The organism is Paracoccus tegillarcae, from assembly GCF_002847305.1.
GTDB classification, from domain to species: Bacteria; Pseudomonadota; Alphaproteobacteria; order Rhodobacterales; family Rhodobacteraceae; genus Paracoccus; species Paracoccus tegillarcae.
On record NZ_CP025408.1, the window covers coordinates 1,475,712 to 1,489,786 of the forward strand.

The 14,075-nt window shown below is 64.3% G+C and carries 16 protein-coding genes; 8 read left to right on the top strand and 8 right to left on the bottom strand.

Annotation, left to right across the window (positions count from 1 at the left end):
- Positions 1 to 92: 92 nt before the first annotated feature.
- The 4 genes from CUV01_RS07275 (at position 93) to CUV01_RS07290 (ending at position 4,188) form a co-directional block, all read left to right on the top strand.
- Entirely contained in the window at positions 93 to 692 is a 600-nt protein-coding gene (locus CUV01_RS07275) for an SH3 domain-containing protein (protein ID WP_157994805.1), read from the top strand.
- Between the two features lie 148 nt (positions 693 to 840).
- Positions 841 to 1,863 (top strand): aspartate-semialdehyde dehydrogenase, encoded by a 1,023-nt coding sequence (locus CUV01_RS07280; protein ID WP_101461928.1) that lies wholly within the window; start codon positions 841 to 843, stop codon positions 1,861 to 1,863.
- 6 nt (positions 1,864 to 1,869) lie between these two features.
- Positions 1,870 to 2,469: a DedA family protein gene (locus CUV01_RS07285; RefSeq protein ID WP_101459887.1), complete on the top strand. Its 600-nt coding sequence runs from the start codon at positions 1,870 to 1,872 to the stop codon at positions 2,467 to 2,469.
- Positions 2,470 to 2,559: 90 nt separating this feature from the next.
- Positions 2,560 to 4,188: a DUF4139 domain-containing protein gene (locus CUV01_RS07290; protein ID WP_157994806.1), complete on the top strand. Its 1,629-nt coding sequence runs from the start codon at positions 2,560 to 2,562 to the stop codon at positions 4,186 to 4,188.
- Between the two features lie 78 nt (positions 4,189 to 4,266).
- Here the strand turns inward: CUV01_RS07290 and CUV01_RS07295 are convergent, their stop codons facing one another.
- A complete protein-coding gene (locus CUV01_RS07295) occupies positions 4,267 to 4,914 on the bottom strand; it encodes a carbonic anhydrase (RefSeq protein WP_101459889.1) in 648 nt (215 codons plus the stop codon).
- Positions 4,915 to 5,063: 149 nt separating this feature from the next.
- Between CUV01_RS07295 and CUV01_RS07300 the strand changes: the two genes are divergently transcribed.
- The 3 genes from CUV01_RS07300 to CUV01_RS07310 all read left to right on the top strand — a co-directional run bounded on the left by CUV01_RS07300 (position 5,064) and on the right by CUV01_RS07310 (position 7,713).
- Positions 5,064 to 5,441 carry a hypothetical protein gene (locus CUV01_RS07300; protein ID WP_101459890.1) on the top strand — a complete coding sequence of 126 codons (378 nt, stop codon included), beginning with the start codon at positions 5,064 to 5,066 and terminating at the stop codon, positions 5,439 to 5,441.
- A 77-nt stretch (positions 5,442 to 5,518) separates the two neighbouring features.
- Positions 5,519 to 6,892 carry a leucyl aminopeptidase family protein gene (locus CUV01_RS07305; protein WP_101459891.1) on the top strand — a complete coding sequence of 458 codons (1,374 nt, stop codon included), beginning with the start codon at positions 5,519 to 5,521 and terminating at the stop codon, positions 6,890 to 6,892.
- Positions 6,889 to 7,713 carry a C40 family peptidase gene (locus CUV01_RS07310; RefSeq protein ID WP_101459892.1) on the top strand — a complete coding sequence of 275 codons (825 nt, stop codon included), beginning with the start codon at positions 6,889 to 6,891 and terminating at the stop codon, positions 7,711 to 7,713. Before CUV01_RS07305 ends, CUV01_RS07310 begins: the two co-directional genes overlap by 4 nt.
- Before the next feature lie 10 nt (positions 7,714 to 7,723).
- Here the strand turns inward: CUV01_RS07310 and CUV01_RS07315 are convergent, their stop codons facing one another.
- From CUV01_RS07315 to rbfA, 4 genes are all read right to left on the bottom strand, one after another.
- Positions 7,724 to 8,122, bottom strand: a complete 399-nt coding sequence (locus tag CUV01_RS07315; protein ID WP_101459893.1) for an SH3 domain-containing protein — start codon at positions 8,120 to 8,122, stop codon at positions 7,724 to 7,726.
- Between the two features lie 61 nt (positions 8,123 to 8,183).
- Positions 8,184 to 9,077, bottom strand: a complete 894-nt coding sequence (truB, locus tag CUV01_RS07320; protein ID WP_101459894.1) for a tRNA pseudouridine(55) synthase TruB — start codon at positions 9,075 to 9,077, stop codon at positions 8,184 to 8,186.
- Between the two features lie 44 nt (positions 9,078 to 9,121).
- The gene (locus tag CUV01_RS07325) at positions 9,122 to 9,829 is read right to left on the bottom strand and encodes a phosphodiester glycosidase family protein (protein WP_422385875.1); all 708 of its coding nucleotides are present in this window, start codon (positions 9,827 to 9,829) and stop codon (positions 9,122 to 9,124) included.
- Between the two features lie 37 nt (positions 9,830 to 9,866).
- Positions 9,867 to 10,295 (bottom strand): 30S ribosome-binding factor RbfA, encoded by a 429-nt coding sequence (rbfA, locus tag CUV01_RS07330; RefSeq protein ID WP_198731895.1) that lies wholly within the window; start codon positions 10,293 to 10,295, stop codon positions 9,867 to 9,869.
- A 68-nt stretch (positions 10,296 to 10,363) separates the two neighbouring features.
- Here rbfA and dapB point away from each other — a divergent pair, with 68 nt between their 5' ends.
- A complete protein-coding gene (dapB, locus tag CUV01_RS07335) occupies positions 10,364 to 11,173 on the top strand; it encodes a 4-hydroxy-tetrahydrodipicolinate reductase (protein ID WP_101459896.1) in 810 nt (269 codons plus the stop codon).
- A gap of 37 nt (positions 11,174 to 11,210) precedes the next feature.
- Here dapB and CUV01_RS07340 read toward each other — a convergent pair whose 3' ends face one another.
- From CUV01_RS07340 to CUV01_RS07350, 3 genes are read right to left on the bottom strand one after another with little or no spacing between them, the layout of a single operon-like run.
- Entirely contained in the window at positions 11,211 to 11,852 is a 642-nt protein-coding gene (locus CUV01_RS07340; RefSeq protein WP_101459897.1) for a glycosyltransferase family 29 protein, read from the bottom strand.
- Positions 11,849 to 12,889 (bottom strand): glycosyltransferase family 4 protein, encoded by a 1,041-nt coding sequence (locus CUV01_RS07345; RefSeq protein ID WP_101459898.1) that lies wholly within the window; start codon positions 12,887 to 12,889, stop codon positions 11,849 to 11,851. The genes CUV01_RS07340 and CUV01_RS07345 overlap by 4 nt, the downstream gene beginning before the upstream one ends.
- Positions 12,882 to 14,072 (bottom strand): MFS transporter, encoded by a 1,191-nt coding sequence (locus CUV01_RS07350; protein WP_101459899.1) that lies wholly within the window; start codon positions 14,070 to 14,072, stop codon positions 12,882 to 12,884. The genes CUV01_RS07345 and CUV01_RS07350 overlap by 8 nt, the downstream gene beginning before the upstream one ends.
- Between the last annotated feature and the right edge of the window lie 3 nt (positions 14,073 to 14,075).

Here is a 14,075-nt window from a genome sequence, read left to right on the forward strand (position 1 = left end):
TCGCGCGCCGGGGGAATGGGCGCGCGGCAATGTCAGATGCAGGGATCGGGAAATCTGCTATTCTGATGCCGAAACAATCAAGAAAGCACGCCATGCGCCTGAGCGCCCTTGCCCTGACCACCGCCTTGCTGGCCAGCCCAGCCCTTGCAACGCAGGAATATATCCTGCCGACGCTGTTTGATGTGACCGGGGTGGCCGATGATGATGTGCTGAACATTCGCCAGCAACCCTCGCCGTCATCGCAGATCATCGGCCGGTTCGCCCCCGATCAGACCGGGATCGAGGTGGTCGACCAACGCAACGGCTGGGCGCTGGTCAATACGGCCGAGCAAAGCGGCTGGGCCTCGATGCGCTATCTGACCTATCGCACGGATGTCTGGCAGGCGGGTCAGCTGCCCGCATTCACCTGCGCCGGAACCGAGCCTTTCTGGGGTCTGCGGCGTGAGGACGGCGACCTGGTGCTGGATGGGGTGGACCTGCCGGAAACCAGTTATCCGCTGCAATCGGTGCTGGGCGGCGATGTGTTCCGCGATCCATCGCGGGCCTTGCTGGCCGAGGGGCTGACCGTCAGCATCATGCCGCAGCAATGTTCGGATGGCATGTCGGATCGTCGATACGGTCTGCGCGGCCATATTATTCGACACGGCGCCGAGCCTCGGCTGTTTCAGGGCTGCTGTACGATCCAGCCCTGACGACAGCCCTGCAGTCCGCACCGGCCCCGCGATCCCGCCGCAGATAAAACGCCGCGAACGACGTTGCGCGCGGCCCAAGGCGCACCTACTTTCATCTGGTCGCGCTTTGCGATAGATGCCGCCGCTTGCGGAAGAAGGAACCCCCAAGATGGGCTATAAGGTCGTTGTCGTCGGTGCCACGGGCAATGTGGGCCGTGAAATGCTGAACATCCTCGCCGAACGCGAATTTCCCGTGGATGAAATCGTCGCGCTGGCCAGCCGCCGCAGTCTGGGGACCGAGGTCAGCTTTGGCGAACGCGATCTGAAAATTCAGGATATCGACAGCTTTGACTTTTCGGGCTGGGATATCGCGCTGTTTGCCATCGGCTCGGACGCAACCAAGAAATACGCGCCGGCCGCCGCCAAGGCAGGCTGCGTGGTGATCGATAACAGCTCGCTCTACCGCTATGATCCCGACGTGCCGCTGATCGTGCCCGAGGTGAACCCGGACGCCATCGCGGGCTATGCCAAAAAGAACATCATCGCCAATCCCAACTGTTCGACCGCGCAGATGGTCGTGGCGCTGAAGCCGCTGCATGACCGGGCCCGGATCAAGCGCGTTGTCGTCTCGACCTATCAATCGGTCAGCGGCGCCGGCAAGGACGCCATGGACGAACTGTGGAACCAGACCAAGGGCATGTATGTGCCGGGCCAAGAGGTTGCACCCAACGTCTTTCCCAAGCAAATGGCCTTCAACGTGATCCCGCAGATCGACAGCTTCATGGAAGACGGCACCACCCGCGAAGAGTGGAAGATGGTGGCCGAGACCAAGAAGATCATGGACGCCAAGATCAAGGTCACGGCGACCTGCGTGCGCGTGCCGGTCTTTGTCGGCCATTCCGAGGCCATCAATGTCGAGTTCGAGGATTTCCTGGATGAGGATGAAGCACGCGACATCCTGCGCGAGGCACCGGGCATTCTGGTCGTCGATAAGCGCGAAACAGGCGGCTATATCACGCCCGTCGACAGCGTTGGCGAGTTTGCCACCTATGTCAGCCGCATCCGGCAGGATTCGACCATCGAAAACGGCCTGAACATCTGGGTCGTCGCCGATAACCTGCGCAAAGGCGCGGCCTTGAACGCAGTGCAGATTGCAGAACTGCTGGGCAGCCGCTTTCTGAAAAAGGGCTAAGGACCGGTGTTCGACTGGATCACGGACCTGATGCAGGGCGGCGGGGCCTGGGCCATTGCCGCCCTGATGTTTCTGGAAAACGTCTTTCCGCCGATCCCCTCCGAACTGATCATGCCGCTGGCCGGCTTCAATGCCGCGCGCGGCGCAACACCGCTGTGGCTGGCCATTCTGGCCGGCGGGGCCGGATCGCTGGCCGGTGCGTATTTCTGGTATCTGATCGGTCGCGGCTTTGGCGCGGAACGCCTGCGCCGTCTGGTCAAGCGCCATGGCCGCTGGCTGACGGTTACGCCATCCGAGATCGACCGGGCGCAGGACTGGTTCGCCCGCCACGGTGGCCGCGCGGTCTTTCTGGGCCGCTTTGTTCCGACGATCCGCACGTTCATCTCGGTGCCCGCCGGGCTTGCCCGGATGTCGACCCTGCCATTTCTGCTGTATTCCGCCGCCGGCAGCTTGATCTGGAGCGGTGTCCTGGCCACCGCGGGCTATCTGCTGGAGGGCGGCTATCAGTCGGTCGCGCATCTGATGAACCCGATCTCGACCCTCGTGGTGGTGGGGCTGATCACGCTGTATATCTGGCGCGTCATCACCTACGATCCCTCACGTTAAGGACAACTTCGCGCGACTTGTCCTGTGCAGCGGCTTGCCATGATGGTCCGGCTCGTCAAGACTGCCGGCACCCTATCATCGGAGCCCGGCATGAAATCTGTGACCTTCGCCCTGACGCTGACCTGCCTCTGGCCCGTTTCTGAGGCATTGGCCGACCGGATCGATCTCAACGCCCCGGCCAGCAGCGCCACCGTCTATCCTGACGGGGCAAGCGTCACCCGCATCGTCGAATTCAGCGCCCCCGCCGGGCAGCACCAGTTGGTTATCCCCGACATGCCTGCGGGCACAGACCCCGCCGCGCTGCGGATCAAGGCCGAGGACGTCACCCTTGGCTCGGTCGAGCTGCAATCCGCCCGCAACCTGCCTGACCACGCAACCCAGCCGCCCGCCATCACGGCGGCGCAGGCTTCGCTGCGCGAGGCCCATGATGCCGTGCGACAATTCGACCGCAGCCAGCAGGCACTGGCCACACGCGCCGAGGCGTTGCGCCAGCGCGCCCAGATCACCCGCGACCTGCTGCAGGGTGACAGTCGCCTGCCCGCCGATGAGATCCCTGAAACGGTCGAGCGCATGGGCGCGCTGATCGAGGATTTGCTGGCGCAGGCCGACGAACAGGATCACCAGATCGCCATGCGCGAACCGGACCGCCAGCCGCTGCTGGAGGCGATTGACCGTGCCGAGGCCGAACTGGCCGCGCTGCGAGAGGACAGCAGCAACCACGAGACGCTGATCCTGACGGTCGAGGCCACCGGTCAACCGGCACAGATCGCGATCACCGGCTTTACCAACGCCGCAGGCTGGCAGCCCGATTACGAGTTGCGCCTTGATCGTCAGGCCGACAGCCTGACCATGCAGCGCGGCGTAACCGTCTGGCAATCCAGCGGTGAGGACTGGTCAGACGTGCAGCTGACCCTGTCCACAGCCCGCCCGCAATCGCGCACGGACCCGACCCATGTGCCATCCTGGATGCCCCGGTTCGGGCGACCCGATGCTACGGAAGACATGGTCATGGCCGAGGAATTTTCAGCAGCCGACGCCCAGAGGGGTGCCAACCTCGAGATGGCCGCCGCGCCCATCGGAGCGGCCAAGATGTCGCGCATGGGGATCACGGTGGTCTATGATTATCCGGGCCGGGTCACAGTCCGCGATCAGGCCGATTCACTGCGCCTGACGCTGGACGAAAAGCAACTGACCCCCGATGTCATGGCCGAGGCCGCACCGCGCTATGATGACAGTGCCTATCTGATCGCTGAATCCGTCAATGCCACCGGAGAACCGATCCTGCCCGGCGCCGTTACCCTTTATGCCGACGGCGCGCTGGTGGGCCGCAGCCAGATAGGGCTGGTTGCGGATGGCGACAAGCTGCGCTTTGGCTTTGGTCCGATCGACGGGCTGCGGGCGGAAATCCGTCTGCCCGAAGAGATCGCGGGCGAGGACGGCTTTATCCGCCGATCGAACACCATGCATGAGACGGCGACGCTGATTGTCGAAAACCTGACCGATGAAGAATGGCCGCTGCGTGTCGTCGACCGCATCCCGGTATCGCGTCAGGAAGACCTGCGGATCGAATGGTCGGCAGAGCCTGAGCCGACCGCGACAGACCCGGATGGCCGGCGCGGCGTTCTGTATTGGGAATCGCCCATCGCGCCGGGACAGACGCAGGAAATCGTGCTGACCACCGACTTGCGCTGGCCAGACGATAACGAGCTGCTGCGCTAAGGATTGTCAGGCCGTCCGGGTTTTGGTTTCACCATCTGGACCGCCTGACAGCACGCCCATGCAGCGCGTCGACGCCGTTCAGACCTCGGAAAACGCTCCCGCGCCATCAACCTGCACCAGCGTGCCGTCCGAGATGTTGTGCACCATGCCGTGCAGCGACAACTCGCCACTTTCCACCGCCGCGCGAACGAAGGGAAAGGTCATCAGGTTTTCCAGCGAAACCAGCACCGCCTCACGTTCCAGCGCACTGACCTGTTGGTCCTCGGGCAGATCCTTGACCCGGTCGTAGCCGGGGCGCAGGATATCCATCCAGCGGCCAACAAAGCTGGTCTTCTCGTCCAGTTCGGGGGCATGACCCGCGCACATCGCGTGGCAGCCAGCCACGCCACCGCATTTCGTGTGTCCCATGATGATCAGATGCGCGACCTTGAGCGACGTCACGGCGAATTCCAGCGCAGCCGAGGTGCCGTGCTGCTGGCCATCGGGCTGAAATGGCGGCACCAGATTGGCGATATTGCGGTGAATAAAGAACTCACCCGAATCTGCGCCAAAGATACCGCTGACATGCACCCGCGAGTCACAGCAGGAAATCATCATGGCCCGTGGACGCTGTCCCTCTTCGGCCAGTCGGTGGTACCAGGCGCGGTTCTCGGTAAAGGTGGTGGCCCTCCAACCGTGATAGCGCTGAACCAGATATTTCGGCAGTGGGCGTGCAATGGTGGTCATGACGTCCTCGGTCTGATCTGTTTTCCTGCGCCGTGATAGACACAGTTTTCGAAAAATTCGAGAGGTTTCTTTCAGCGCGTGTAACCGTTTGTTCAGCCATTGCAGTCAATCTGCACGGACGTGTGGGGACACGAATGTTGGAGGTTTAAATGGCGCAGGTAACTGCATTGGCTGTCGATGAGGCCATTCAGGTCGACGCAAGGCGCGTCGGCGATATTGTAAATGAACTGGGTGAGCATGCCGCCCAGAATGTCATCGGACTGGCGCTTGAACAGATGGCGGTGCTGCTGACGGATGTTGACGCATCGCTGGACGCAGACCGCCTGGCCGATGCCGTTCAACAGGCAGAGCGTCTGTCACGGCTGGCGTGGCAGGTCGGGCTGTCGTCGCTGGCAGGTGTCGCGGTCGATCTGGCCTCATGTGCCGAGCGCCGTGATCTTGCGTCACTCAGGGCGGTGCAGGCGCGCTTGGCGCGCGTTGGCAATCTGTCGCTGACAGAAGTCTGGGAATGCGATGGCGGGCGGTAGATACGGGGATTGGCTTGCGAGGCCGGGTGGGCACGTTGTAGTCTGGCGCCCGACAAACCAATCAGGAAATGACCGCTATGCTGCCGGAATTCGCTGCAAACGCTGACGATGCTCTGCCCTTGTGGCTGGTTGCCAGGAACGGCCCTGTTCCAGAGGAAGCAGCGGGTGATTGGGTCAAAGCCAGCGGATTTTCTGGCAAGGCAGGCCAGATCTGCCTGCTGCCGGATGCCAAGGGCGGACTGCGCGGTGCGCTGTTCGGCATGGGTGATTCCGCGCAATCAAAGCGCGGCAGGTTTGTCATGGCTCGCGCCGCAAGCGGATTGCCCGCCGGCGACTGGCGCCTGGCTGACCTGCCTGAGGGGCTTGATCCAGACGAGGCCGCCCTGGGCTGGCTGCTCGCGCATTACAGCTTTGACAGATACAAGGCCGGTGGCGGGGCCAAAGCACGGCTTGTGGCGCCCAAAGGGATCGATATTGACCGCCTGCAGGCCATCGCATCGGGCGAGTTCCTGACCCGCGATCTGATCAATACCCCGGCCAATGACATGGGCCCCGATGCGCTGGAACAGGCCGCGCGCGATCTGGCCGCCGAAATCGGCGCGGACATTGCCGTGACCAAGGGCGATGCGCTGATCAGTGAGAACTTCCCGCTGATACATGCGGTTGGCCGGGCCGGCGCGCAGCAGCCCAGATTGATCGACATGACCATTGGCGACAGCGGTCCAACGCTGGTTCTGGTCGGCAAGGGCGTGTGTTTCGACACCGGCGGCCTGAACCTCAAGCCGGGCGCCTCTATGGGCATCATGAAAAAGGATATGGGCGGTGCGGCAACCGTGCTGGGTCTGGTCAAGATGCTGGCCTTGACCGGCGCGACGGACCGGATGCGGCTGCGGGTGCTGATCCCGGCGGTCGAAAACGCGGTCGCGGGCAACGCTTTCCGCCCCGGCGATGTGCTGACCAGCCGCAAGGGCCTGACGGTCGAGATCAACAACACCGATGCCGAGGGCCGTCTGGTTCTGGCCGACGCACTGACCCTGGCGGCGGAAAGCGCGCCGGATCTGCTGATCAGCTATGCCACGCTGACAGGGGCCGCGCGGGTGGCGCTTGGTCCCGATATTCCACCGTTTTATTGCGACGATGATGCCACCGCGACGGCGCTGCAATCAGCGGCGATGGACGTGGCCGACCCGCTGTGGCGCATGCCCTTCTGGGACCCTTATGAGCCGATGATCGAACCCGACATTGCCGATGTGGACAATGCGCCGGGGGGCGGCATGGCCGGATCGATCACCGCCGCGCTGTTCCTGCGCCGTTTCGCGCAGGGCGCGGGCCGCTATGTGCATCTGGATATCTATGGGTGGCAGCCAAAACCCGCGCCGGGCCGTCCGAAAGGCGGCGTCGGGCAGGGCGCGCGGGCCTTGCTGGCCGCTTTGCCAGAGGTTCTGGGATGAGCGATCCGCGACTGACCCCTGCGACCGACCGCGTGGCGCTGTCCAGCCTGCGCGGCACGCTGGATCGTCCTGACTATACCGATGGCAAGCTGATGCGCGTGGCGGTGCCCCTGGCCGAACTGTGCCGCACGCCCGCCGGGGCCCGCGACCGACAGCTGAACTTTGGCGCTGACGTAACGGTCATCGACGAGGGCGGCGAGGATGGCTGGGTCTTTGTTCAGGCCATGGCCGATGGCTATTGCGGCTGGACGACCGGCGGCGCGCTGTCGGATCAGCGCCCGCCGCTGACACATCGCGTCTGCGCCCCGGCGACGCATCTTTACCCTGCCGCGAACATGAAGCTGCATCAGTATTTCGCGCTATCTATCGGCGCGCAGCTTGCGGTCGACGGCTTCGAGGGCAGTTTCGCCCGACTGGCCACCGGCGGCTATGTGCCCGTACAGCACATCACCGATCAGTTGGAGACCGACCCGGTTGCCGTCGCCCTGCGCTTGCTTGGCACGCCCTATCTTTGGGGCGGCAACAGCGATTGGGGGATTGATTGCTCCGGTCTTGTGCAGGTCGCGTTTGCGGCCTGTGGCATCGCCTGTCCCGGTGATACGGACCTGCAGCGCGACGCGGGTCGGGCGGTCGACGGCGCGCCGCAGCCCGGCGATCTGCTGTTCTGGCCCGGCCATGTGTCGATGGTGATCGACGAGGAAAACATGGTTCATGCGAACGGCCACGCGATGGCAGTAACGATTGAGAATATCGAGGCCGCCAAGGCCCGTATCGAGGCCGCTGGCGAGGGGCCGCTTCAGGGCGCGCGGCGGTTTTCCTGACGCGGCGTAGTCAGGGGATGATATCGCCGACCCAATTCGAGTGGACCCAGCCAAGACCCGAGCCGGTCAACTGACGCCGGGGTCCGACCCTTTGGCAGGCATTGCCTTGGTCGATCTGACCGCCGGGAATCGCGATTCCCAGCCACTCGCCACTGCCGTTGAAGATGGTGATGCGGTCGCCGTTGTGCAGTTCGCCCAGTTTGCGATAATTTCCGCCCGGTCCGCTGCGGATCGACAGAAAGCCGTCGCCATCCGCCTTTAACCCCATGACCGTCCCGGCAGAGCAATTTGCGGCCTGACCATCGGATTCATGTTCAAAGATCGGGACGTCCAACTGCTGCGCAGAGGCTGCACCGCAAGCGATTGTCAGGGCAACTGCTGCCGCTGTTCCTGAGAAAATATGTGTCATGCATCCAGCCTAGGCCGACCGCGACGATTCGCGCAACGAAATCAATGACGCAGAGTGCCGGTCACAGGTTGAACACCCGGTCGGGATGAACCAGCCCGCCCATATAGCGACCAATGCAGATCGGCCCGGCGGGGTCGCCGACCCAAACCGTCTCTCCGAACTCGGCTGTGCCGGTCACCTGCCCCGGATTGCCGTTGCGGATGCGCACCGCTCCCTCGGTCGTGGCGCGCAAGGCCGGCATGTCACCAAGGGCAATTTCCAGCGGCAAAAGCTGGGCTTCCAGCCAATCCTGCGCCTCGCGGTCGATCTTTTCGAAGTCCACGCCCTGATCGGCATCGAAGGGCCCTGACCAGACCCGGCGCAGATGCGCGACATGACCCAGAGAGCCCAATTCGCGCCCCAGATCGCGCGCGATGGACCGGACATAGCCGCCCTTGCCGCAGACCATATGCAGTTGCGCGGTATCGGCTTTGCTATTCTCAAGGGACAGTTCCTCGACCCATAGCGGACGGGCGGCCAGTTCCAACTGTTCACCCCCACGCGCCAGATCATAAGCGCGTTCTCCATCGACCTTTACGGCGGAATAGGCCGGCGGCACCTGCATGATATCGCCGGTGAACCCGGTCAGCGCGTCCCTGATCTGATCGACGGTTGGCCGCATATCGCTGCGCTTGACCACCTGACCCGAGGCATCGTCGGTATCCGTCTCGGCACCCCAGTTAACGGTGAAATCATAGGCCTTCAGCGCATCGGTGATATAGGGGACGGTCTTTGTCGCCTCGCCCAGGGCAACCGCCAGAACGCCCGTCGCGTCCGGGTCCAGTGTGCCCGCATGTCCGGCCTTTTTGGCATCCAGCGCCCAGCGAACCTTGCCCACGACGGAGGTCGAGGTCACGCCCGCAGGCTTGTCCACCACCAGCCAACCCGAAATATCGCGACCCTTCTTGCGTCCCATGGATGCGCCTTGTCTCTAGGAAAGACGGCGGGATAGCGCCGCGCCTATTCGCCGTCAACCAGCCCGATCATCGGGCCCAGGCTGCGACCGAAATCGGCCCGGTTCAGGCCCGGCGCATAAAGGCGGCTGATCGAGCCGTCGAAATACAGCGCGTCGCGCACACCCAGCCCATCGCGGAACAACCGACCGAATTCGTGAAAGGTCACCGGGCGGTCGGAAATCGCGAACCACGCGGTCTGGCCGTCAGGCGATACACCAACACCGTTGCGAACATAGCGGCTGTCACTGTCGACCAGAAACCGCGGATGCAGCGCGCCGTCGATGACCAGCATCGGCCCCGATTGCGTGGCCAGCCTGCAAGCCGGTTGCGCCTCGGCAAAGGCGCGGCTTTCGATCACCTGAAAGGGCCGCGCGCCGCCCGTGCAAAATACGCCGTTGGGCAGCATGCCGAAATTGCCGCCACCGCCGGCTGTGACAATGCCCTTGCGCTCTTGCCCGTCTATCACCAGCAGCCCGACCGGACTGTAATCGGCGTGAAACATTCCGGCATTCATGGCGAAACGCAGCGCCTCATTTCCCGCCAGCGTCCGCCGCACGGCGGAAAAGCTGCGCAAGGGCGCGCCGTCGGCATCGTCCTGCCACAACCGCAGGCGCGGCTCGGCGGCGGCGTCTACCTCGCATATCACATAGCTTTGGCCGTCATGGTCCAGCTTGCCGCAACCTTCAGCGGATGCGGGGATGGCCAATGCCATCAGAAAGCCAGCGGCCAGCCCGATGCGACGCCAGCGGTCAGTCTCTTTCGGCATCGTCGATGTCGTCCGGGGTTTCAACGTCGCGCTTCACGCGTTCCTCGCCAAGCATGCGGCGGGTGTCGTCCATGCGGTCAAAGGTCTCGTCCAGCATGAATTTCAACTGCGGTGCATATTTCAGCGTCATCGCCTTGGCGATATGATGCCTCAGTTCTGGCGCGTTGCGGCGCAATGCAGCCAGCGCTTCGTCAGCCTCGCGCCCACCCAGAGGCAGGACATAGGCCGTGGCGACCTTGAGGTCGGGGGACGCCTGAACCTCGCCCACGGTGATTGAGTGGCGGTTCAGTTCAGGGTCGTGGACATCGCCGCGCAGCAGCACGTCGGATAGGGTACGGCGGATCAGCTCTCCGACGCGCAGCTGTCGCTGCGAGCGGGTTCCGGCGCCTTGATGATTGTTCTTCTGTGCCATGGCCCCGATGTAGGGGGTCGCGGGCCGCGCCGCAACGGGATATGCACAGCCTAAAAGGGGTGTGACGCATGGATAAACCGGGAATTGTGGTCGCCGGCGCTTCGGGGCGCATGGGGCAGATGCTGATCCAGTTGATCGGCGACAGCGATCAGGCACGGCTGGTGGGCGCGGTGGATCGGCCGGACAGCCCCTGGATCGGTCAGGATGTCGGCACCGCCATGGGCGGCGCGGCCATGGGCATCGTCGTGACCGATGATCCGATCGAGGTGATTGCTGGCGCGCAGGCGGTGATCGATTTTACCTCACCCGCCGCCACCGTGGCGCTGGCCGAACTGACCGCACAGGCCCGCGCCGTGCATGTGATCGGCACCACCGGCCTGTCCGAGGGTGACCTGAAACATATCGCCGCGGCCGCACGCCACGCGCCGATCATCCGCGCCGGCAACATGAGCCTTGGTGTCAACCTGCTGGTCGGACTGACCCGCAAGGTTGCCGCCGCGTTGGGCGAGGATTGGGATATCGACGTCGTAGAGGCGCATCATCGGCACAAGGTCGATGCCCCATCCGGCACTGCCCTGATGCTGGGCGAGGCCGCCGCCGAGGGTCGCGGCAAATCGCTGGATGATTTGCGCACCCCTGCACGCGAAGGCATCACCGGCGCGCGCGAAGAAGGCAGCATCGGCTTTGCCGCAATTCGCGGCGGTGACGTGGTGGGCGAGCATGACGTGATCTTTGCCGCTGATGGAGAGCGCGTCGTGCTGCGCCATCTGGCCACCGACCGCGCGATCTTTGCCCGCGGCGCGCTGCGGGCCGCGCTGTGGGGTCAGGACAAGGGGCCGGGCGAATATGACATGTCGGATGTCTTGGGACTGGGCTGACCGCCTGCCACGACCTGACGCCTAACGCGCGATCCGGTCAGGCGTCAGGCGATCCGGCCACCGGAGAGACCATCTTTAGCCGGGGATCACTGGCGGCCAGCGCCTGCACCCACTCTGCCTCGGACCCGAAATCATGGGGCACCTGATCGGCCCTGCGGCTGCCCGACAGGCTTTGACTGGCAAAGAAGTCGAATCCATACAGCGTCAGGCCCGCCAGATCAGAGCGCAACAACAGATCGATCATCATCGCGCCGGTGGTGGGCGGCGCGCCCAACTGTTCGCTGAGCGTGCCGTATTCGGCCAGTGGATGCAGGTAGAAACCGGGACTTTTCGCGGTCTGCCAGTCCAGCCGTTTGCGCTTCGGCGACATCCACAGAATGCGGTCGGGGCCGAACTTTCGCCGGTCCGCAGGCTTCAACCGGGTTGCCAGCGCCAGCCAATCGGTGCGCGAACCGTGGCTGTCGGCACTGGGCATCGGCGCGCGGTTGATGCGGATGACCAGATCGGCGGCATCGATATCCGCCCCTTGGTGACCCTCTTGCAAGGCCCGCGCATTGCCGACCAGCGCCACGTGCCGACCCGCCAGTTCGGCCAGCAGCGCGGGCTGGGGCACAGACAGCGTGGCCAGCATCGGTTCGTTTCGGAAGGCGCGGGCAACAAAAAATCGCAACGGGGTCATGACGCTCTTTCCAGCAATTCGCGATAGATGGCGACCAGCGCGGCGGCCTCGACCTCTATGGCATGGTTTTGCTCGACATGCCCGCGCGCGGCCCGGCCCGCGTCTGCCATGGCGACGGGATCGTCCAGCCAGCGCGCAATCGCGCCCTGCATCGCGGGGCCATCCTCGGGCTGGATCAGGGTGCCGGTGTCTACGGTCAGCAGTTCCTCGAACGCGCCAACGCGGGTCCCGACGACGGGCACGCCGCAGGACATCGCCTCTAACGGGGTGAGGCCAAAGCCCTCCCACCGCTGCGGCGCGACATACAGATCCAACGCGCCATACCAGCGCGCCATCTGATCGACTGACACCTCGGGCAGGAACAGAATGCGATCAGCCAGACCGGCCTCGGTCACCTGATCCTTCAGGCCGGCCAGATAGGCCTGATGCTGTTCCGTCGCGCGGCCCATGACCAGCGCGGTGACATCAGCTCGGTCCGGCAGCAGCGCCAGCATCGCCTGTACGAAATCGCCCGTGCCCTTTTGCGCGCGGATGCGGCCATAGCAGCCGACCAGAACCTGACCGGGCGGCAGGCCAAGCTGATTGCGCAGTGCGGCGCGGTCATTGGGAGGGGCAAACCCGTCCGTGTCGATGCCGTGATGTATCACGGTCGCCGGTCGGTCCAGATAGGCCGCGCCTTTGGCCGAGGTCGCGACCAGCGCATCCATGCGCTTGATCAGCCATTTGCTATAGCCCGAATGCTTGCGCTGCGAGGCCGAGGTGAACAGCAGCCGATATTTGCGCCGCAGCACGTGCCGCAGAAACAGGCCCAGCAGCATTTCGGTGTTGCGCCGCGCATGCCAGACCCGCCAGCGGTCCCGTGGCATGGTCGCCGTCTGGATCACTGGGATATGCGGCACCTCTGGCGGCAGGCCGGGGCCGGTGGCGCAGATCGCGATCATGCGCGCCTGAACCGGCACCAACCGGACGATGGTGGCGGTGACGCCAGAAAGGCGGCGCTTCAGGTTCGGGGCGATCACAAGCGGCTTGTCAGTCATCCGGTGCCTCTGGGGTCAGGAAATAGAACAGAAAGCCGACGGTCAATGGAACCAAAAAAAAGAGGAAGAGGGTCGAATAGGTCTGCGCGGCGGTCGAATCAGCACCGGCCCAGCGATAGACCGGGCGCGAGGCGAATTGCATGATGCCCACACCGCCGATAGAGATCATGTTCAGAAAGGTCACGCCGCGCCCGATCAGATGCGGCGGCAAGAACGGCCTGCCCTGCGCCATCAGCAGCGTATAGCCCGCCCCCGACAGGCCGACCAGCGCCAGCAGGACAATCGCCACGCCCAGCCCCGCATCAGGCCAAAGCCACAGCGCGGCCATGACCAAAACCGTCGCGCCTGTCACGATCATTGCAGCACGGCGCGTCCCGCCCAGCCAGCGCGCCACAGCCCCGATCAGCAGGTTCCCGATCACCATGGTCAGCCCCATGATCAGCGTCGCCCGACCGATGGTCTGGGCGTCAGCTGCGTAGACCTCGGCCAGATATGGACCCGCCCATAGGCCCCGGATACTGGCCGAAACCGCATAGCTGGCAAAGATCAGCGGAAACATCAGCCACAGCGCCCGCACCTGCAACAGCTGGGCCAGAGAGCCGCGCGGATGGCTGTCATCCAGTCGCGCCGGGTCGCGCACGGTCAGCGCAATCGCTGCCGCGACCATCAGGGTCACGCCGGCCAGCCCCCAGAGGGCAAGGCGCCAGCCCGTGGCCTCGATCAACCAGACCAGCGGCGCGGCGCCCAGAATATTGCCCAGCGAACCAACGCCGATCATCATCCCCGCCAGGGCGCCGAACGACGCGGGCGGATATTCGCGGGCAAAGATATAGTAGGGGCCCATCAGGGCGGGCGAGCAGCCAATGCCCAGAAGCGTCATCGACAGATGCAGATGCCAGGGCGCGGTTGCCAGCGCAAAGACGACCGCCCCGCCAGCGCCGCCCAGGGCCAGCAGCACGGCCACCGTACGGCGCGGCCCGATCTGGTCCAGCGCCCAGCCGACCGGGATCTGCATCAGCGCAAAGGCGATGAACCACAGCCCCGATGACAGCGCCAGATCACCCGGCGTCGCCCCCAGCTCCTGCCCCAGCACAGGGCTGAGAACCGCAAGAAAGGCGCGGTAGAACTGGCTAAGCGTATAGCCCAGCATCAAAGAGATGATCGAAGCCGAAAGGACCGGCATGTG